This window comes from Pseudogracilibacillus sp. SO10305 (assembly GCF_037072005.1).
Taxonomy (GTDB): domain Bacteria; phylum Bacillota; class Bacilli; order Bacillales; family Amphibacillaceae; genus Pseudogracilibacillus; species Pseudogracilibacillus intestinigallinarum.
Window position 1 is genome coordinate 62,088 of record NZ_JAXHDE010000009.1, and the last position, 19,338, is coordinate 81,425.

At 35.6% G+C, this 19,338-nt stretch carries 16 protein-coding genes, 1 other RNA gene and 1 other annotated feature; of the genes, 5 read left to right on the forward strand and 12 right to left on the reverse strand.

What is annotated here, in order from left to right; all coding sequences use genetic code 11:
• The first annotated feature begins 82 nt into the window (after positions 1 to 82).
• Entirely contained in the window at positions 83 to 946 is an 864-nt protein-coding gene (gene dat / locus SPD45_RS08665; RefSeq protein ID WP_336267354.1) for a D-amino-acid transaminase, read from the forward strand.
• Positions 947 to 1,008: 62 nt separating this feature from the next.
• Here dat and SPD45_RS08670 read toward each other — a convergent pair whose 3' ends face one another.
• The 3 genes from SPD45_RS08670 to SPD45_RS08680 all read right to left on the reverse strand — a co-directional run bounded on the left by SPD45_RS08670 (position 1,009) and on the right by SPD45_RS08680 (position 5,206).
• Positions 1,009 to 1,965 carry an alpha/beta hydrolase gene (locus tag SPD45_RS08670; protein WP_336267355.1) on the reverse strand — a complete coding sequence of 319 codons (957 nt, stop codon included), beginning with the start codon at positions 1,963 to 1,965 and terminating at the stop codon, positions 1,009 to 1,011.
• Positions 1,966 to 2,055: 90 nt separating this feature from the next.
• Positions 2,056 to 4,194 carry a YhgE/Pip domain-containing protein gene (locus SPD45_RS08675; RefSeq protein ID WP_336267356.1) on the reverse strand — a complete coding sequence of 713 codons (2,139 nt, stop codon included), beginning with the start codon at positions 4,192 to 4,194 and terminating at the stop codon, positions 2,056 to 2,058.
• Positions 4,195 to 4,360: 166 nt separating this feature from the next.
• Complete coding sequence (locus tag SPD45_RS08680; protein ID WP_336267357.1) at positions 4,361 to 5,206, reverse strand: SAM hydrolase/SAM-dependent halogenase family protein; 846 nt, start codon at positions 5,204 to 5,206, stop codon at positions 4,361 to 4,363.
• Positions 5,207 to 5,259: 53 nt separating this feature from the next.
• Positions 5,260 to 5,527 (reverse strand) — a binding site (T-box leader).
• A gap of 273 nt (positions 5,528 to 5,800) precedes the next feature.
• Between SPD45_RS08680 and SPD45_RS08685 the strand changes: the two genes are divergently transcribed.
• The gene (locus tag SPD45_RS08685; RefSeq protein WP_336267358.1) at positions 5,801 to 6,745 is read left to right on the forward strand and encodes a DMT family transporter; all 945 of its coding nucleotides are present in this window, start codon (positions 5,801 to 5,803) and stop codon (positions 6,743 to 6,745) included.
• A gap of 169 nt (positions 6,746 to 6,914) precedes the next feature.
• Here the strand turns inward: SPD45_RS08685 and SPD45_RS08690 are convergent, their stop codons facing one another.
• From SPD45_RS08690 to SPD45_RS08705, 4 genes are all read right to left on the reverse strand, one after another.
• On the reverse strand, positions 6,915 to 7,847 hold the full coding sequence (locus SPD45_RS08690; RefSeq protein ID WP_336267359.1) for a c-type cytochrome: 933 nt from the start codon (positions 7,845 to 7,847) through the stop codon (positions 6,915 to 6,917).
• 126 nt (positions 7,848 to 7,973) lie between these two features.
• Positions 7,974 to 9,377, reverse strand: coding sequence for an MDR family MFS transporter (locus SPD45_RS08695; protein ID WP_336267360.1), 1,404 nt, complete (start codon positions 9,375 to 9,377; stop codon positions 7,974 to 7,976).
• Between the two features lie 67 nt (positions 9,378 to 9,444).
• Positions 9,445 to 9,626: non-coding RNA, 6S RNA (gene ssrS / locus SPD45_RS08700), on the reverse strand.
• 76 nt (positions 9,627 to 9,702) lie between these two features.
• Positions 9,703 to 10,005 carry a DUF1294 domain-containing protein gene (locus tag SPD45_RS08705; RefSeq protein ID WP_336267361.1) on the reverse strand — a complete coding sequence of 101 codons (303 nt, stop codon included), beginning with the start codon at positions 10,003 to 10,005 and terminating at the stop codon, positions 9,703 to 9,705.
• A 129-nt stretch (positions 10,006 to 10,134) separates the two neighbouring features.
• On the opposite strand from SPD45_RS08705, the gene SPD45_RS08710 reads away from it, so the two are divergent.
• Positions 10,135 to 11,319 (forward strand): RtcB family protein, encoded by a 1,185-nt coding sequence (locus SPD45_RS08710; protein WP_336267362.1) that lies wholly within the window; start codon positions 10,135 to 10,137, stop codon positions 11,317 to 11,319.
• Positions 11,320 to 11,383: 64 nt separating this feature from the next.
• On the forward strand, positions 11,384 to 12,271 hold the full coding sequence (purU, locus tag SPD45_RS08715; protein WP_336267363.1) for a formyltetrahydrofolate deformylase: 888 nt from the start codon (positions 11,384 to 11,386) through the stop codon (positions 12,269 to 12,271).
• 39 nt (positions 12,272 to 12,310) lie between these two features.
• Here purU and SPD45_RS08720 read toward each other — a convergent pair whose 3' ends face one another.
• From SPD45_RS08720 to SPD45_RS08730, 3 genes are all read right to left on the reverse strand, one after another.
• Positions 12,311 to 13,219, reverse strand: coding sequence for a DMT family transporter (locus SPD45_RS08720; protein WP_336267364.1), 909 nt, complete (start codon positions 13,217 to 13,219; stop codon positions 12,311 to 12,313).
• 28 nt (positions 13,220 to 13,247) lie between these two features.
• Positions 13,248 to 14,537 carry an RNA polymerase factor sigma-54 gene (gene rpoN, locus SPD45_RS08725; protein WP_336267365.1) on the reverse strand — a complete coding sequence of 430 codons (1,290 nt, stop codon included), beginning with the start codon at positions 14,535 to 14,537 and terminating at the stop codon, positions 13,248 to 13,250.
• Positions 14,538 to 14,610: 73 nt separating this feature from the next.
• The gene (locus SPD45_RS08730) at positions 14,611 to 15,150 is read right to left on the reverse strand and encodes a hydrolase (protein WP_336267366.1); all 540 of its coding nucleotides are present in this window, start codon (positions 15,148 to 15,150) and stop codon (positions 14,611 to 14,613) included.
• Positions 15,151 to 15,343: 193 nt separating this feature from the next.
• On the opposite strand from SPD45_RS08730, the gene SPD45_RS08735 reads away from it, so the two are divergent.
• A complete protein-coding gene (locus SPD45_RS08735) occupies positions 15,344 to 17,038 on the forward strand; it encodes a SulP family inorganic anion transporter (protein ID WP_336267367.1) in 1,695 nt (564 codons plus the stop codon).
• A 272-nt stretch (positions 17,039 to 17,310) separates the two neighbouring features.
• Here SPD45_RS08735 and SPD45_RS08740 read toward each other — a convergent pair whose 3' ends face one another.
• Together SPD45_RS08740 and SPD45_RS08745 are read right to left on the reverse strand one after the other, a co-directional pair.
• Entirely contained in the window at positions 17,311 to 18,879 is a 1,569-nt protein-coding gene (locus tag SPD45_RS08740; protein WP_336267368.1) for a solute symporter family protein, read from the reverse strand.
• A 3-nt stretch (positions 18,880 to 18,882) separates the two neighbouring features.
• Complete coding sequence (locus SPD45_RS08745; RefSeq protein ID WP_336267369.1) at positions 18,883 to 19,215, reverse strand: DUF485 domain-containing protein; 333 nt, start codon at positions 19,213 to 19,215, stop codon at positions 18,883 to 18,885.
• Between the last annotated feature and the right edge of the window lie 123 nt (positions 19,216 to 19,338).

Genomic DNA, 19,338 nt, shown 5'->3' on the forward strand with positions numbered 1-19,338 from the left:
AAATGAATACCCTTGTAGTAATTTACATTATCCTTTTTTAATTGTAAAATAAAATTGACTATATGAAGAGAGGAATGATGACGTGTCAACTTATTCTATTATTCTTTCACAAGATAAGTTCGTGCACAAAGACAGTTTACATTTTCCGTATGAAGAACGAGCATTACAGTTTGGTGATGGAGTATACGAAGTAATTCGCGTATATAATGGGGAGCCTTACTTGTTCGAGTCGCATGTCGACCGTTTGTACCGTTCATTAGCTGCTATTAAAATTGATTTAAAAATAGAGAAAGAAACATTATCCTCTTTATTAAAAGAATTAATTGAGCGAAACAACGTGGAAGAAGATTGTTTCATATATTTACAAGTTTCACGTGGTTCAGGGACGAGAATTCACCACTTCCCTACAGATATGGAACCAAATCTATATGCATATATTCAGAAGCAACCCCGTAATATTGACAATGTAACAAATGGTGTTCGTACGATTATCGTGGAAGATATTCGCTGGAAAAATTGCTATATTAAAAGTTTAAATTTATTACCGAACGTTTTAGCAAAACAGGCAGCAGCTGAAAAAGGATGTTATGAAGCGATTCAACATATTAATGGGGTTGTAACAGAGTGTGCTTCCTCAAACGTATATTTAGTAAAAAATGGCAAAGTATACACACATCCAGCTACAAATCGCATTTTAAATGGTTGTGTACGAATGGCAGTAAAAGAATTTTGTGAAAAATTAGATATTCCATTTATAGAAGAGGCGTTTACATTAGACGATATTCATGAGGCGGATGAAATGTTTTTAACGAGTAGTAACTCAGAGGTATCGCCAATTATTGAAGTAGACGGCAAAATGATTCAGGATGGAAAACCTGGTCCTGTTTCGACTTTACTACAAGAAACATATGAAAAAGATGCAAATATTTCAGTAAAACTAGCTTAAATTTATTTTGATTCAAAAGGACGAATAACCCTTTAAGGAAATTCGTCCTTTTTTTGTTTCGCTTATTCCTCTACATATTTATGTAAGAACTCTGTAACGGTAGCCATGAATTTTGCCTCATACATCACTCCAGCTTCACCATGATTTGCCTTCGGAAATGTAACGAGTTCTTTCTCACTGCTCGTAGCCTCAAACAATACATCGGTCATTTCAGCGGGAACGAATGTATCTGCTTCCCCTACTATGTACAAAATTGGAACAGTAGCCTTTTTCACTTGTTTTAAAGCAGAAGCTTCTCGTAAGCTATAATTCGCTCTTAATTTTGTCACAATACTCGTTGTCGTTAAAATCGGTTCTTTCGGTAAATGGAACATCCGCGTCATTTGATAGCCAAATAAATCATAGACCGAAGTATAAGGGCTATCGGCAATGATCGCTTTTATCTCATCTGGTACATCTTCTCCACTTACCATTAATACCGTTGCAGCTCCCATCGATAATCCGTGCAAAACAATTTGCTTTTTTCCGTACGTTCCTTCCAACGTTTCTATCCATTTGATCATATCAAGGCGATCATGCCAACCGAATCCATAATAATCCCCTTCACTTTTTCCATGCCCACGGAAGTTAGGCATAAATAAATTGTAACCGAGTTCCTCATAATAATATTTTCCATAAAGACTCATTTGCAATGCATTACCTAAATATCCGTGACCGAAAATGACCGTCTTATCACTTTCCTCCTCCTGTGCTAAATAATAGCCTTGCAATGTAATACCATCGTCACTCTCCATTGTCATTTCGACAAACGGCTGTTCATCCTTCCATTTTATCCACTCGCCTTTTAAAAATGTATCCATCGTTTCATCTGCCACTTCTAAATCACTATTATTTTGCAAAAACTCCTTCGGTCCACGCTCAATCGCCAAATGATAAAAATAAAAACCAGCAAGAACATCAACAATGAATAAGCAGGAAATCAGACTAATGATTATTTTAAGCCACTTTTTTCGTTTCAATATCGTAAACTCCTTTTAAAAAGGACACGAACGAATAAATTAGTTCGCCCGTGTCTCTCTCATTACAACTTTCATATTATTTGCATGTCATTAGTGGAATAATCGTCCACCTTTTGATTGAATCAATTTTTTCATCTTTTTCTGAATTGGTCCCTTTAAAAAGACACCGACCGTTATCGATATCGCCGCAAAGATTATTAATGCACCAATATCGAAAAATGCTCGCTTCCAAATGATTCCACCTACTGCCTCCCGCATTAAATCAACACCATACGTAAATGGTAAAAATGGATTTACTGCTTGGAAAAACTCTGGCAATAAGACGACAGGGTATGTTCCACCTGAACTTGCAATTTGTAATACGAGTAAAATGATCGCAACGGCCTTTCCGACATCCCCCAACAGCGCAATGGCCGTATACACAATCGACATAAATACTAGACTTATTAATAACCCAAATATGACAAACCAGAATGGGCTACTTACTTCAACACCGAGAATAAATATATCCCCTAATGTAACAATGACAGTTTGCAATAATCCAATCGTCATAAACGTTAGCATTCGACCAGTGTACACTACTTTTGGACTTAACGTATCTTCTTCTGGAACATTTGGCGATAATAAAGAAATTAATAATAATCCACCAACCCATAAAGATAATACCGTATAAAAAGGAGTCATCCCTGTACCATAGTTAGGAATTGGAAACACTTCATTCGTATGAAGCACAACTGGCTCTGCAAAGAATCCTTTTTCTTTTTCCGGGTCATTTAATAATAAGTCGACAATTTCTTGCATGTCTGCTTCATCTTGTACTTCCCGAATCGTATCTGCTAATGTATTTACACGATCTTGCACTTGAGGATACACATTGAATAACGTATCTAATGCTTCTTGTCCTTCATCTATTTTAGTATCTGTTTCATTTAGCATTTTTTCGATTTCTGGAATCGCATTACTTATATCATTTATCATGCCTTTTGCTTCATTTACTGTTTCTTGACCAGCATGAATTTCAGCTAACATTTTCGGTTCGATTTCATCTTCGTATTTCTCTACGAAAGCTTGTAAATCAATATCTGTTACAGAGCCAATGCTTTCCTGTAAGTCTTTGAAAAATTGTTCGTTATTTCCGATGAATGCTTTAATATCATCTGTTTTTCCTTGTACAGTTGCAATATCCTCTTTCATCGATTCCAATGTTGTAATTAACGTTTCAATCTCTTCATTTTCTTCCTCTAAATTATTTTGCACTTCTTGTAAAGATGCAATAATACCGTCGATATCCTCTGTTATCTTAGGTAATTCAGATTCGATACTTTCCACATCTATTTCTTCTAACTCTTCTTTAATCGCCTGCTCAATTTCAGCCCGTTTTTCATTTACATCTTTAAAAACAGCTTCAATTTCTTTCACTTCTTCTTTCAACGCTGGAGAAATAGCTTTTAATTTCTCCTCTACTTCATTTAAAAAAGTACTCGTTTTTTGAATCGCATCTAATCCTTTTTTGGTCACTTCTTTTGCTTGGGGAATTTTTTCGTTCGCCACATCTAACATATTGCTCGCATGTGTTAATTGTTCATCCATTTCTACAAGCTTATCGTGGATGTTCGGTAACTCTTCCTCTAATGTAAATACGTATTCTTCAAATAATTCAATATCTGGAATCGACTCTTCTAATTCCAGTCCAATATCGTTAAACATTTCAAAGATAATTCCATTTACTGTACTAATAAATTCACTACTTATTTCCTCAACAATGACTGAGGCACCTTTATCCGTAATTTTTGGAGCAATCGCATTAATCTTTTCATTTACATAATATTCCATTGTCGCCTTTTCCGGTTCCGCTTTTACAACGGAACCTAATGTTTCAGAAAAATCTTCTGGCACGACAATCACTGCATAATAATTTCCATATTCAAGTTCTTCCATCGCTTCTTTCCGATCGACAAAATGCCAATTAAAATTCGTATCTTTTTTTAAATTATCAACTAAATTTTTACCGACATCGATTTCTTCACCACGTACAGTTGCACCGACATCTTCGTTGACAAAACCAAGTGGGATTTGATCTGTTTGGGCATATGGATCCCAAGATGCTTTAATATTTAACCATGCATATAAAGAAGGTAAAAATATAAGTCCACCAATTAAAACAATGGACATAATATTTGTTATGATGCTATGTATATCTCGTTTATATAAAGTAAAAATTTTTTTCATGTTTTCCCTTCCTTGTAAGTTTTTCAATTTCATTCCATAATTTTAGTTTAGACTATCATAACATACTATATAAGGGATAATTGTAAAAAAAAAGAAAAACATAATGATTTATCATCTTTTCTCCTAAAAAAAAATGACAACATATCTTTATGTTTTTCTATATCATTTATGCTTCTCTTTTTTGAATTGTAACTGTCCAACTTGCGCCTGTACCAATATCATATGCTTGTGCAAAAGACCCTTGGTTAATCGCAACACCTAGTTTATCGACAGAGTTCACATATAATAAAGGCTCTCCTAAGCGACTATCTGCAAAAGATTTTCCATATGTCATCGCATTTTTATAAATAGTGCGACCATTATTTTCAATGGTCACTTCTAATAAGTCTCCATATTGAACATTCGCTTCTACGAATAATGTACGACTAATATTCGTCCATAAATTACCAAACCGAACATCTAATATGTCAATATTCCCTTTTACGATTCCGTCTCCACCTGTTGCAGCTGGATTCGGTAGTGAAATAACATCGGCAACAGCTAATTCCCTACCAACTTCTTCAAAATTTATTACCCCTGCCGCCAGTCGTGCTCCAGTATATGCATAAATATCACGACCGTGGAATGTATAGGACTCTCCTGAGTTCGGTAAACGATTTTTCGTTTCATCGATTTCACGTAAAGCAACAATGTCAAAATTTTCTAATACATGTGTTAATGTTCCATTATTCGGCGTAACAATGTATTGGTTTGTTGCTGTTTTTGCGACAACACTTAAACGATCTGTCCCAACACCGGGATCCACTACAGAAATAAAAACAGTCTCTTCTGGCCAATAGGAGATTGTTTGATACAAACGATAAGATCCTTCCCATATATTATACTGTGGAATTTCATGTGTTAAATCATATATATTCAAAGTTGGATTGACACTTAATGCAACACCATACATCGCACTAACCGCCCCGTCACATAAACCAAAATCTGTCTGTATTACTAAATGTTTTGTCATGTTCATCCCTCCAAAATTATTTGTAAAATTAAAAAACCACGTCCTTATACGAATATAAGGACGTGGTTGAATATACGCGGTACCACCTTATTTTTTATATGCTCACACATATAAACTTTATAAGTACGCAAATGTTCAATCGAACATTATCAATACTTTTGCATAGCTAACGGGTGCAAATCCGTCGAAACCTACTAACAATCGTGTTCAGTTCGAAACTCGAAGGCCATTTTCTGATTGATCATTTTTGCTTCTTTTCAGCTTCCGAAGCTCTCTGTAAAAAACGAGGGCAACCATACTTTCCCTTTTCAACGTCTTTAAGAAATGTATACTTATTTGAATTACTATGATTATAGTTCCATATTTTTTTAAAGTCAAGGAATATTGCTAATTATCAGTATTTTCTTTTTTTTATAATCCGTGGTAAGATTGCGGTAAGATGGAGGAACTTCATGATTTTCATATGATATACATGCATTTTAGAATTGTTTTTATCGATTATAGTTCGGTATGTTTTTGACCACGTTAGAGGCGTAACACATATTTCTATTATGCTTCCTTTCAAAAAAATTAATCGGAAAAAGGGGTGTGACTATGCGGCCAATCTTCATTGGATTATTAGCGGCATTGTTTTTTTCGTTTGCATTTATTTTTAACCGAAACATGGAATTAGCTGGAGGTAGTTGGATATGGAGCGCTTCTATCCGGTTCTTTTTTATGTTACCAATGTTACTTATTTTTGTTCGTTTAAGAAAACAAGTACTGCCTGTATTACACCATATTAAAAAATATCCAAAAGAATGGATCATCTGGAGTACTATCGGTTTTTGCTTTTTTTATGCGCCGTTAACTTTTGCGACTATCCATGCACCTGGGTGGCTTGTCGCAGCAACATTTCAATTAAACATTGTCGCAGGGTCATTGCTCGTTCCTTTTATTAATAAATCGAATCGATCTATTCCGATTCAAAGTGTATTTATTTCTATCATTATCATTATCGGAATCTTCATGATGCAAATGGAACACGCAGAAAACGTTCCAATAAAAGCAATCCTTTTATCCGTTCTTCCGATGATAGTTGCTGCTATTTCCTATCCTTTAGGAAATAGAAAAATGATGCAACTTGTCAATGGAGAATTAAATTCACTTCAACGTGTTTTAGGAATGACCATTGCTTCTATGCCATTTTGGATTTTATTATCGATTTTTGGTGCATTTTCACATGGAGCACCAACACAAAATCAACTTGTACAAGTGTTTATCGTTGCGGTGTTTTCTGGGGTAATTGCAACTATTTTATTTTTCTACGCGACTGATCTCGTACGACATGACAACCATAAACTTGCTGGAGTAGAATCAACATCTGCTGGAGAAGTAGTTTTTGCCTTACTAGGAGAAATGTTATTACTTGGTTTTTTCGTCCCAAGTTTTATGACGATAATTGGATTAATCCTCGTCATATTCGGGATTATTTTACACAGTATTTTATCCCGCCTACAAGATAAACGAACATTAAAGTCTAACAGAGCAGTATCTTAAATAACACTTAATATATTCGATTATAAACAATTGAGCCATGAACTAGTAAAAACAATAAAACACGAAAGATGATGGCATTAAGTGCTATTTTCTTACACACTTATCGCGTAAGCACCATTCTTTCGTGTTTTATTTGAACTCGTCAAATTGTTTCATTTTTTAATGTAAGTTAATCTTTTCTTGGTACGACATTATCGATTTCATACCAATCAAATTCACCTTTTTGAATTTGCTCTCGACGATCTTTCGTAATAATGTCTGTCGGTCTGTTTCCATGTGGGAAATCATCATCATGACCTTCCCAAACTGGGCGGTCCTGACTTAATAAAAATGCAGCAATATCTGCAGCTTCTTGATCTGATAACTCGTACTCTGCCCCGATAGGCATATTATTTTGTAAATAACCAGCCATCTTTGTTAAACGACCCATTCCAGCACCATCATTAAAGGAATTTTCTCCCCATAATGCTGGCCCAGTATTTGTACCAGTACCTTGCCCATCATCCCCGTGACAAGTTAAACAGTTTTTCGACTCGTATAACTCTTCACCATTTACAACATCTGGTTCTGGTACTTCATCCATTGAATTAACAACTACCCATGGTCTTTCTTGTCCAACTTCGACCCCTTCAGAAATATACGTTAAATAAGAAATAAGTGCACGCATTTCTGAACTATCATTTGGAATCATTTTACCGTTCATACTACGAACCATACAACCGTTTACTCGATCTTCTAACGTAAATGTAATCCCTTCACGTGGTCGGTATTGTGGGTATGCAGTCGTTACACCGACCATTGACGAACTGTCTGAATAACCACCATCAGCATGACAGCTCTGACACGATAATTCGTTTCCAACATAATCAGGCATCACCGTGTTTGTTTCATTGAAAATTTCTTCTCCGTATTGTATTGCTTCTGTCATTGGATCATCAGGATCTAAATCTTCCATTTTTGGCGGAACATGCTCTCCTGTTGCATTTTCGTTCCCATTTCCATCACCGTTCGCATTATTATTTGTGTTATCATTCGCTGTACAACCGACAACAAATAAAAGAACTACAAAAAACGCAAACAAAAATCTCCTTTTCTTAAACATTAGCTAAACCCCCTTGTTTTTATCCTACTATACACCTACCCTGTCCTCCAAAAAAATAGACAAGTAAATAGTGGATGTAACAATTTTCTCACAAAGGTTTTACAAATTATAGTCTTTTTACCCATTTCATTGCACTTTTTTATCTTTTACGTACAACGATAATATAAGAGCGATAAACGTAATTGCAGTTGCAACGTAAAACGCAATATTTACTCCATGGACAAGCGCATCAAAATCTCCTTCATGTTTTGGGACTAATGCTGTCACAGACATAATCGTAACAAATAACGCTGTGCCAATCGAAGCTGCTACTTGTCGCATCGTATTTGTCATCGCAGTCCCATGTGGGATTAATTTGTTCGGTAAAGCATTTAAACCGGCTGTCGTCGATGGCATCATAACCATTGCAATACCGACCATTCGTACAGCAAACACGACTGTAATGTACGTTAATGTTGTTTCAGATGTTAATCTCGTAAAGAAAACTGTCGTCACAGTCATAATCGTTAATCCAATAATTAACAACCATCTTGCACCTATCCGGTCGAATACCTTTCCTATAAACGGAGAGAGAAAACCCATTACTAATGCGCCAGGTAAAATCATAATACCTGACTCAAGTGCTGTAAATCCAGCCATTAATTGCATATAAATAGGTAAAATAGTCTCTGCTGCAATTAGCATCGTAAAGGCAACCATCCCGATGATCATCGTAATCGTAAATGTTCGGTTTGATAAAACACGGAATTGTAAGATCGGTTCTTTTAAACGATACTGTCGCGTAATGAACATCGTTAAAGTAATTGCACCAATAATTAACGATAAAATAACATTCATATTAGACCAACCAAAATTACCGACACTACTAAATCCGTACAGTAACCCGCCAAATCCGAAAACTGATAAAATAATCGACGGATAATCGACTTTCGGGAATGTACGCGTAATAATATTTTTCATAAAAACATATCCAAAAATTAAATCTAAAATCGCTAACGGAATAATAATTAAAAATAAATAACGCCAAGGGAATATCTCAATAAACCAACCAGCTAATCCAGGTCCAATGGCAGGTGCAAATGAAATAACTAACCCAGCCATTCCCATTGCAAACCCACGTTTTTCTAAAGGGAAAATTAACATAAATATTGTCATCATTAATGGCATTAACACACCAGCACCAATCGCTTGGATAATTCGGCCAACCATTAAGAATGAAAAATTAGGTGTAATAAAACAGACGAACGTACCTACAATAAATGTTCCCATTGAAAAAAGAAAAAGCCTTCTCGTCGAAAAAGTTTCCATTAAAAACGCCGTAATCGGAATCATAATTCCATTCACTAGCATAAAAATAGTCGTCACCCATTGCCCCATATTTTCCGTTAAATCAAACTCTTTCATAATATACGGTGTCGCCGTTATTAATAAAGTCTGGTTTAAAATAGCTAAAAAAGATCCAATTAATAACACCGCTACAATTGGACCATTACTATTTGGTGATTCATTTTTTTCTATGTATTCGCCCATATCTCTTCCCCCTCTATACACAAAAAATTCCGTATAAGTATACGGAATTTACATCGTCAATATAAAAATATAAGCCACAATGCCGTAATAAATTAAAAAGTTTTAACCACCACTTTATACAAAGTGGGTGTTTGCAGTAGGTTTTCTGTTTTCCACTCGATCGAGGCATAACATCCGACCTACGATTAAAACTCCCTAATTTCTATTTAGAGGTTAAACTTTAGTAAATTACGAACATCGCAGCTCTCTATATATATGATAAACATAACAAACGAAAAAAGCAATGGAAAGAATTTACTAACTCATTCTGTATATTCAGAATGAGTTATCCATACTGAAAGTCGTAAAGATAAAACACACTGCTAATTTGGAGCAGCATAAAAAAAGGAAGTCCGAACTTAAAATACCATTTCTTCGTTTTATGATGGAACATGTACATTCCTATTATCATCCCTACCGTTCCACCTAATAATGCAATTATCCATAAAGCTCGTTCACTTATTCTATAGAACCCTTTTCTTGCCCGCTTTTTATCTATCCCCATTAAAATATATCCGAATATATTCAAACAAAATACATATAGTACGAACCAACTGATCATCTGCATCACCTCTTTGTCCTTTATCATACCATCCTTCCATAGAGAACGAACAACATCCTATCTCCTATCACTTTTTTATAAACAAAGCAGGACGTACAAGTTTTTTTCGGAAATGGAATGGTTCATGTATAATGAACATATAGAGGAGGCATTTCAATGAAGACAATCATTTTTGGAGAACACGAAGAAGATACGATACGTCAATTTCATCAATGTTTACAGGTTGGCCAAGTAGTTGGTGGAGCTTTATGTGCGGATGGACATTATGGCTATTCCCAACCAGTTGGTGGTGTGGTCGTATATGACAATCAAATCTCTCCATCTGGTGTCGGATATGATATTGCATGTGGTAATAAAGCCGTAAAAACGGACTTATTATATACAGATATAAAAGATGCTATGCCAAAAATTATGGATGAAATACAAAAAAATATTATATTCGGATTCGGAAAGAAAAATCCGAATCCTCCAGACCATGCATTGTTCGATGATGACGCTTGGAATGTATATAAAGAAATCGGAAAACATGAACACGATACATTAAAGGCATTAGCTCGTACACAATTAGGTACTACTGGATCTGGTAATCATTACGTCGATATTTTAATTGATCAAAAAACAGATGAAGTATGGGTTGCCAACCATTTTGGTAGTCGTGGATTAGGTCATCGAACAGCAACTGGATTTCTCAATTTGGCGAATGGACAAGACTTTTCAGACCGCCCTAAGGGAGAGGCGATGGAAACTCCACCAACTATTTTCCATTTAGACTCAGAGTTTGGTTCCATGTATTTTGAGGCGATGAATTTAGCTGGTAAATATGCTTATGCTGGAAGAGATTATGTCATCGATGTCGTTTTACATATTTTACAAGCAAACAGTATCGATGAAGTACATAATCACCATAATTTTGCATGGAAAGAAACCCATTTCGGAAACGAATATGTCGTCGTTCGTAAAGGGGCAACACCTGCCTTTCCTGGTCAACGTGGTTTTGTCGGCGGAAGCATGGGAGATATTTCTGTTATTTTAGAAGGGGTACACAGTTCTAAAAGTGAGGAAGCTTTTTATAGTACGGTGCACGGTTCAGGAAGAATTATGAGTCGTACACAAGCAGCCGGAAAAATGAACTGGAAAACGAAAAAGCGCCGCGGTGGTATCATTTCCGAAAAAGATATGCTTATGGCAGTACGTGATTATGGCGTAGAATTGCGTGGTGCAGGTACAGATGAGAGCCCATTCGTATACCGAAAATTACAGGAAGTACTCCATGCACATGAAGAAACGATCAATATTTTACACGTATTAAAACCAATTGGTGTATTAATGGCGACTGATTAGTTTGTAGAATGAACTAAATCTTTGTATAATCAAATAAAATAAAGTTTATAGGAGCAATGAAATTATGTCAGTACATACACAGTATAATCGTAACAAAGAAAATATCGGAAGACTGCTCGTGAAATGCCAAGATAAGCCTGGAATCGTTGCAGCACTTTCTACATTTTTATACGAAAATGAGGCGAATATATTAGAATCAAGCCAGTTCTCAAGCGAAGAGGAAGATGGCATGTTCTACATTCGTTTTGAATATTATTTAGATGACCTTTTAATGAAAAGACAACAATTAGAAAATGCTTTTTCTAAAATCGCAGAAAAGTTTGAGATGGAATATACATTTACGTATGCAATTAAAAAGAAACGTAGTGCGATTTTCGTTTCAAAGGAAATCCACTGTTTACAAGAATTATTATGGGAATGGCAAAGTGGTGACTTAGATACAGATATCGCTGTTGTCGTTAGTAACCATGAAGATGGTCGTGCCTTAGTTGAATCATTAGGTATCCCTTTTTATTATATCCCTGCGAATAAAGATATTCGTGAAGAAGTGGAACAAAAACAAGTGGCATTAATGCGTGAATATGAAATAGATGTCTTAATTTTAGCTCGTTACATGCAAATTTTGACACCTAATTTCGTGGAACATTTCCCGAATAAGATCATTAATATTCACCATTCATTCTTGCCTGCGTTTATCGGAGCTAGACCATATGAACGTGCATACAATCGCGGTGTAAAATTAATCGGCGCTACATCTCACTACGTTACAAACGATTTAGATGAAGGGCCAATTATTGAACAAGATACAGAACGTGTCGACCACCGTAATAATGTGCCGACTTTAAAGAAAATTGGACAACAAGTGGAGCGACGTGTACTAGCGCGTGCTGTTAAATGGCATTTAGAAGATCGTGTCATCGTAAAAGATAATAGAACAATTGTATTCCATTAATCAAAAAGATCAGGCATGAAATTGAATCAGCCTGATCTTTTAATATGCCCTTTTTCCTCTCCGTCGCCTCCAAACATAATCGACCGTTCCAGAACCAACAAACACACCGATTACAATTAAAGCTAATCCAATATAATGTCCTTTATATAATGTTTCACCGAGAAATAAGACGGTTCCAAACAAAGCAAAAAATGTATTTAAATTTACAAAAATAGCTGTTTCTGTTGGACCTACATGTTTGACGGCGTAATTATATACCATATGTCCAAATGCCGTCGCAATAATAGCACTAAATAAAAAGATACTTCCTAACTTTGGCTCAAATAATTTCGTTATTTGTCCAACATCTCTTTCAATGAAGAAACTTACGGTAAATATAAAAACAGCTCCAACGACGAGCATATATCCTGTTAGAAGTCTTGGGTCGAATGTTGGGTTTAATTTACTAATTAAAATAAAGCTGAATGCCTGCATTGCCATCGATAAAAAAATAAAAATATCACCGCTTGAAAAGGAAGACAATCCATCTCCACTAGCAAGTGATGTTGTAACGATACCGATAAATCCTATAAAAAATCCTAACATTCGTAATTTCGATATATGTTGTCGCAATAATAAAATAGCAAATAACATCGTAACTAGTGGGGCTCCACCTAAAATAATCGATGCATTTGCTCCAGAAGTTTTCGTTAATCCAATCGCTAAAAATGTATGATGCATTGCAACATTAAAAATTGTTATAATAGCAATCGTTTTCCATTCGTTTTTTGTCGGAAAACGAAATAATCCCATGATTTTTGTAATAATTAGCACGGAAATACCAGCAATAAAAATCCGGAATGATGTTAATGTTATCGGTTCAACATTTTTTACTAATACTGCCAAGGCCGATAAGTTAAATCCCCAAATTAACATGATGAGTGCTAATAATATGTATATTCTAGTCAAATAATCACCTTTCTACTCCCCGTGCGTTCTATTCTTTCTGTCTTCTTTTCGTTGACGATGCAATTTGTAATTGTTTTCGATATTTTGCAATCGTCCTTCTAGATATAATAACTCCTTCTTTTTGTAACATTTCTGTTAGCTTTTGATCGGATAGTGGCTGTTTTTTATCTTCTTCTACGATCCACGTACGAATTTTTTCTTTAATATGTTTTTGAGATAATGTTGCTCCTGTTACAGTAGGTAATGCTGTTGAAAACAAATCTCGTAAAGCAAACGTACCTATTGGCGTTTGAATAAACTTATTTGCAGTGGCACGACTGACCGTTGATTCATGCATCGCAATTTTATCTGCTACCGATCGCAATGTTAATGGCTCAACATAAGTTAATCCTTTATGAAATACGTGTTGCTGTTTTTGAATGATGACTTGCATAATATTTAATAATGTTGCCCGTCTTTTTTCGAGACTAGCCATCAACCAATTAAATTTAGAACGGTATGTCTGGACATATGTTTGAACTTCTTTTTCATTCGTTTGCATTAAAATTGCCTCGTCATTGAATGTCAATTTTGACACATAATCATCGTTTAAATGAACAACCCATTCCCCTAATGTTACATCATGGTCAACAATAATATCTGGCTCTATGAAGGCTGTCTCTTTTTTAGCAAGATGATTTGCTGGTTTCGGATGTAAATGATGTTTAATCCACTCAATTTTTCTTTCTACCGTTTCTGTCGATGTTTGCAATTGCTTAGCAATTTGTTCACTCTCTCCGTAACCAATTTCAACTAAATGATATTCGATTAACTGATGTAACAATGCATCTTTTGGTGCAAGATGCTTTGCTTGGATGAGTAAACAGTCTACTAAACTAGTTGCACCGACACCGATAGGTTCTAATTGATGAACAATATGTAATGCGCGGTCAAACTGATCCGGTGAAATATGTAAACGGCTGACGATGTCCTTTTTTTCCGTTCGTAAATAACCATCATCTTCTAAAGAACAGATGATATATTCTACCACTTTTCTCTCTTCATCAGATAACGAAAAAATAGCTAATTGTTCAACTAACACGTCATATAGATCTTTTTCTTCATAAGCAGTTGCTGCAATGACGTCATGTGTGGATACATCTGTGGAACGATACGTAGTAGGAGGCTCACTCCATTCAATGAACGGATTTTCCTCCACTTGCGCACGCACAAATTCATGTAATTCAACTGTCGAAAACTGTAACAGTTCAATTGCTTGGCGCAAATCCTTTGTCATCGTTAGCTGCAAAGTTTGTTTTTGTTCTAAACGAATATGCATAAAGCGAGCCTCCTTTACAAATGATTCCTTTTATACATATGTTGGTATGATATCTGTACTTACTTTTACAGAATTACTTAATAATTTTACTTATTTCTTTAAAGTTCGGATGTTCTGCAGAGCCCATTAAATCAAACAACGCCATCTCAACTGATGTGGCATATGCCCCTAATTGTTTCATTTTTTCAAGACCTATTTCTTTATTAGCAAGGGTTCTAGATGAAATGCAATCTACAACAGTCTCTACATAATAATCTTCTTTCAATAAATCTCTAGCCGTTTGGTATACGCAAATATGCGATTCAATTCCTGTTAATAAAATGGATTGACAGTTTAATTGTTCTAACGCCTCTTTAAACTCATCATTATTACACGCACTAAAGGTCATTTTTGCAATCGGCGATAAATTAGTTAAATGTTGTTTTACTTCGTCTGATGTCGGCCCTAACCCTTTCGGATACTGTTCTAACCAAATAATTGGGATATCAAGAACATTTGCTCCTTGAATCATTCTTTCTAAATTCGTTAACATTTCTTTACTTTGATGCATTATTTTTGCTAGTTTTCCTTGTACATCTACAATTATTAACGCTGTTTCATCTACATGTATCATCCTACATACCTCCATTCCCTTTCCTCTATTTTATCATATTCCCTAAAACTGTACAGAATAGAAGTTGGAATTTTTAGATAAATGAAACATAAATCTGTTCCAAATAAAACAAGTCTCTGTTCTATAACATAGTAAAAGTTTATGATATAATACATATAGATAAGTTTTTATAATCATAGTAGGAGTGTTGCCATTGATAAAAGATGATCGTTTTAAAGGAATAACGGGCGCCGATATTCGAAAAGATATCGTTGCTGGTATCACCGTTGGAGTGGTAGCAATCCCACTCGGTATGGCTTTTGCGATCGCCTCTGGGGTTAGTCCAGAGTATGGTATTTATACGACGATTATCGCTGGTTTAATCGTTGCCATTTTGGGAGGCTCACACTTCCAAATCGCTGGTCCTACAGGTGCTTTCATTCCCATCTTACTTGCGATAGTATTGCAATACGGATACGAAGACTTACTCATCGCTGGAATGATGGCCGGGGTCATGTTAATCATTATGAGTATTTTTAAATTTGGTAGCTTAATTACGTATATTCCGCGATCTGTCACGATTGGATTTACATCCGGAATTGCTGTCATTATTTTTTCTGGGCAGTTAGAAAATCTATTTGGATTACAAAACATCGAAAAGAAGCAATACTTTCATGAAAACATGTTGGAAATTATAAATAACTTCCACACGGTTAATTTTTATAGTATTTTCATTGGAATCATTGGTTTACTTCTTATTATTTTTATTCCAAAATTCTTTCCTAGGGCACCTGTTTTATTAATTGCCTTATTAATTCCGACGATTATTTCCGTTATATTTTTTCCTGATAAAACAGCAACAATTGGGTCACAATTCGGAGGAATTCCTCAAGCACTTCCCTCGTTTATCGTGCCAGAAATAACGATTGAAAAATTACTCTACTTATGGGGACCCGCTTTTGCGATTGCAATGCTTGGTGGAATTGAATCTCTATTATCTGCAGTCGTCGCAGATGGAATGACTGGTAAACAACATCATTCAAATAAAGAATTATTCGGTCAAGGAGTCGCTAATATCGTTACACCTTTTTTTGGAGGAATTCCTGCAACAGGAGCTATTGCGCGTACTGCTACAAATATAAAAAGCGGAGCAGTCAGTCCGTTTTCAGGTGTTTTCCAAAGTATGTTCGTACTCGCAACCTTATTATTATTCGCACCGTTTGCTTCCCATATTCCATTAGCAAGCATGGCGCCAATTTTAATGGTCGTTGCTTTTAATATGAGTGAATATAAAACATTCACGAATATGCTTAAAATGCGGACATCTGATTCACTCGTATTAATTACGACATTTCTCTTAACTGTATTCGTTAATTTAACCGTAGCTGTTCCAGTCGGTTTACTACTTGCAATGGTTTCTTTCGTTCGTCGGATTAGTTCTTTATTAGAAGTTGAAACGATTAAACCAGAGAAGTATGTACAAGAAGAAAAGGTTCAAGCGAATTGTCCAAAAATTGCTAGCTTTACGATTCGTGGTCCATTATTTTTCGGTGCAGCTGATCGTTTCGAATCTACCTTATCCCGCGCAATCCATCGTCGACCGAAAGTATTAATACTAAAAATGCGTCACGTATCTATGATCGATGCAACAGGTGAAGCGAACTTAGCTACGTTTATTCAACATTATATGAAACATGGCGGAACCGTACTTATTGCGGAATTAGATGAAGCACCTTTAGAAATATTAAAACGAAGCGGATTATATGGAACTATCGGAGCACACAATTTCTTCTCTGATACTACAGATGCGATCAATCAAGCATTGAATTTAATTGATGTATCAAATTGTCCTTACTGCCAGAAAAACGGTGTAAGAAGCTGTAGTGTCTATAAACAAATCCGTTCATAAAATAATATGTATTGTTTATAAATTTATTCACGAGGATACTTCCGTATTAAATAAACGGTAATTTGTTGGAGTTAGCCACTGCTGACTCCTTCGATTATTATTCCATTATAAGATTATCATTTATTTGCCTTCATCCACGCCTCAACTAGTCCGTTTACGTATTTTTATGTGAATGCAAGATTGCTTAGTCTTCTTAACAGCAAAAATAAAGAGCAGTGGTTGAACCACTGCTCTTTATTTTTGTATAGTTAGATTGAAATGGAAAACAATAATTATTTTTCTGCACCTAATCCAGTGTGAGAACGAACAGACATTTCTGCAAAGATCTTATCGTTATCTTCTGGCTTCGTCATTAACGAAACAATTATACCAGCTAAGAATCCTAATGGAATACTAACTAATCCTGGGTTCGTTAATGGGAAGATAGCTCCATCCCCCATAATTGGCGGACTTAATAAAATTAATATAACTGTTGTAAAAGTACCTGTTAACATCGATGCAACCGCACCTTTTGTGTTAAAACGTCTCCAGTAAATCGAGAAAATAATTACTGGTAAGTTTGAACTTGCACCAACTGCGAATGCGTACGTAACTAACTGTGCAACGTTGAAATTTTTCGCTAAAATTCCTAAGATGATCGATACAACCCCGATAACGAATGCTGTAATACGAGCAACTTTGAATTGTTTTTGTTGGTCAACTTCTCCACGTTTAATAACGTTCGTATAAATATCGTGTGCGAATACTCCCGCACCTGTAATTACTAATCCAGCTACAACCGCAACAATTGTCGCGAATGCTACTGCTGAAATACCAGCCATGAAAAGCTCTCCACCAATTGTTCCTGCTCCTCCACCTAAAGCTTGTGCTAATAATGGAGCAGCCATGTTTCCTCCACCACCAGCTTCATTGATTGCATCTTCTCCTACTAACGCAGCAGCAGCGAAACCGATGATTGCAATGATGAAGTAGAATGAACCGATAATGATCATTCCCCAAACAACGGACGATCTAGCAGCTTGTGCTGTTGGTACTGTAAAGAAACGAACTAATAAGTGTGATAAACCTGCTGTACCTAAAATTAATGTTAAACCTAATGATAGTAGATCAATTGGGTTCGTATATAAGTGACCTGGTGTTAAGAACTGCATTCCTTGTCCACCAACTTCACCGAAGCGCCCAATATTTGCACCTTCAATAATTGTTCCAAATAATGAAGATAAGTTAAACTTAAAGATAAGTGCAATGAAAATTAACATTAATAACATCGCAGCCATTAAAATAACGGCTTTAATGATTTGTACCCAACTAGTAGCTAACATTCCACCTAATGTTACATAAATCATCATTAGAACCCCAACGATAACTAATGAAACTTCATATGGAATACCTACTAATAAGTTAATGATTGCACCTGCACCAACTAACTGTGAAATCATATAGAAAGCTGTAATAGCCATCGTTACAATCGCACCAGCAGTTCGTACTGGACGTTGTTCTAAACGATAAGAAATAACGTCCGAAACAGTAAAGTTTCCTGAGTTTCTGAAAGGCTCTGCAATAATGTAAAGTACAATTACATACCCCATTAACCACCCAATAGAATACATGAAACCATCATAACCATGTAATGCAACTAGTCCAGCAATCCCTAGGAATGACGCAGCACTTAAGTAATCCCCTGCAATCGCTAAACCATTTTGGAACCCTGTTAACGATCGACCAGCAGCGTAGAAATCACCGGTACCAGATGTTCTCTTTGAAGCTAGATATGTAACATACATCGTTAGTGCAATAATAATACCAAATAATACAATACCAAATATTTCAGCTGAACCCATGATTTACGCCTCCTTTTCTACCGTTTCCGGTCCATATTTTGCAATAATTTCCTCTACTCGTCGGTCATATGAACGAGCAACAAATACATATAAAAATGCAAGCCCCCAAATTACTAAATAATATGATATACCGAATAAATACCCGAATGTAAAATTAGCAAAAACAATTTTTGTCATTAGTGGCTTTGCATATGCTGACAATACTGGGAAAATTAAATAATAAATCAAGAACAAAACTGGTACTGGGAAAATAAATGCGTACTTTTTACGTTTTAATTCCTGGAACTCTTCCGTTTTTTCAATCTTCTCAAACTCAATTAAATCCCTTGCAACCATTGTATTACCTCCTTTTAATATTTTATGAAAACGCTTTAATGTAAACGCTTTAAAAGCATAATACCAAATAAGGAGGTCATTTGCAGTAGTTTTGGGTGAATGGTACAAATTTGTGACTAAATG

Excerpts from the sequence above, each read along its gene's own strand:
- SPD45_RS08740 (WP_336267368.1), bottom strand. The coding sequence starts at position 18,879 with ATGGGTTCAGCTGAAATATTTGGTATTGTATTATTTGGTATTATTATT.
- purU (WP_336267363.1), top strand. The coding sequence starts at position 11,384 with ATGTCAGTACATACACAGTATAATCGTAACAAAGAAAATATCGGAAGA.
- SPD45_RS08705 (WP_336267361.1), bottom strand. The coding sequence starts at position 10,005 with ATGATAAAGGACAAAGAGGTGATGCAGATGATCAGTTGGTTCGTACTA.
- SPD45_RS08685 (WP_336267358.1), top strand. The coding sequence starts at position 5,801 with ATGCGGCCAATCTTCATTGGATTATTAGCGGCATTGTTTTTTTCGTTT.
- rpoN (WP_336267365.1), bottom strand. The coding sequence starts at position 14,537 with ATGCATATTCGTTTAGAACAAAAACAAACTTTGCAGCTAACGATGACA.
- SPD45_RS08695 (WP_336267360.1), bottom strand. The coding sequence starts at position 9,377 with ATGGGCGAATACATAGAAAAAAATGAATCACCAAATAGTAATGGTCCA.
- SPD45_RS08730 (WP_336267366.1), bottom strand. The coding sequence starts at position 15,150 with ATGATACATGTAGATGAAACAGCGTTAATAATTGTAGATGTACAAGGA.
- SPD45_RS08675 (WP_336267356.1), bottom strand. The coding sequence starts at position 4,194 with ATGAAAAAAATTTTTACTTTATATAAACGAGATATACATAGCATCATA.
- SPD45_RS08710 (WP_336267362.1), top strand. The coding sequence starts at position 10,135 with ATGAAGACAATCATTTTTGGAGAACACGAAGAAGATACGATACGTCAA.
- SPD45_RS08680 (WP_336267357.1), bottom strand. The coding sequence starts at position 5,206 with ATGACAAAACATTTAGTAATACAGACAGATTTTGGTTTATGTGACGGG.
- SPD45_RS08745 (WP_336267369.1), bottom strand. The coding sequence starts at position 19,215 with ATGGTTGCAAGGGATTTAATTGAGTTTGAGAAGATTGAAAAAACGGAA.
- SPD45_RS08690 (WP_336267359.1), bottom strand. The coding sequence starts at position 7,847 with ATGTTTAAGAAAAGGAGATTTTTGTTTGCGTTTTTTGTAGTTCTTTTA.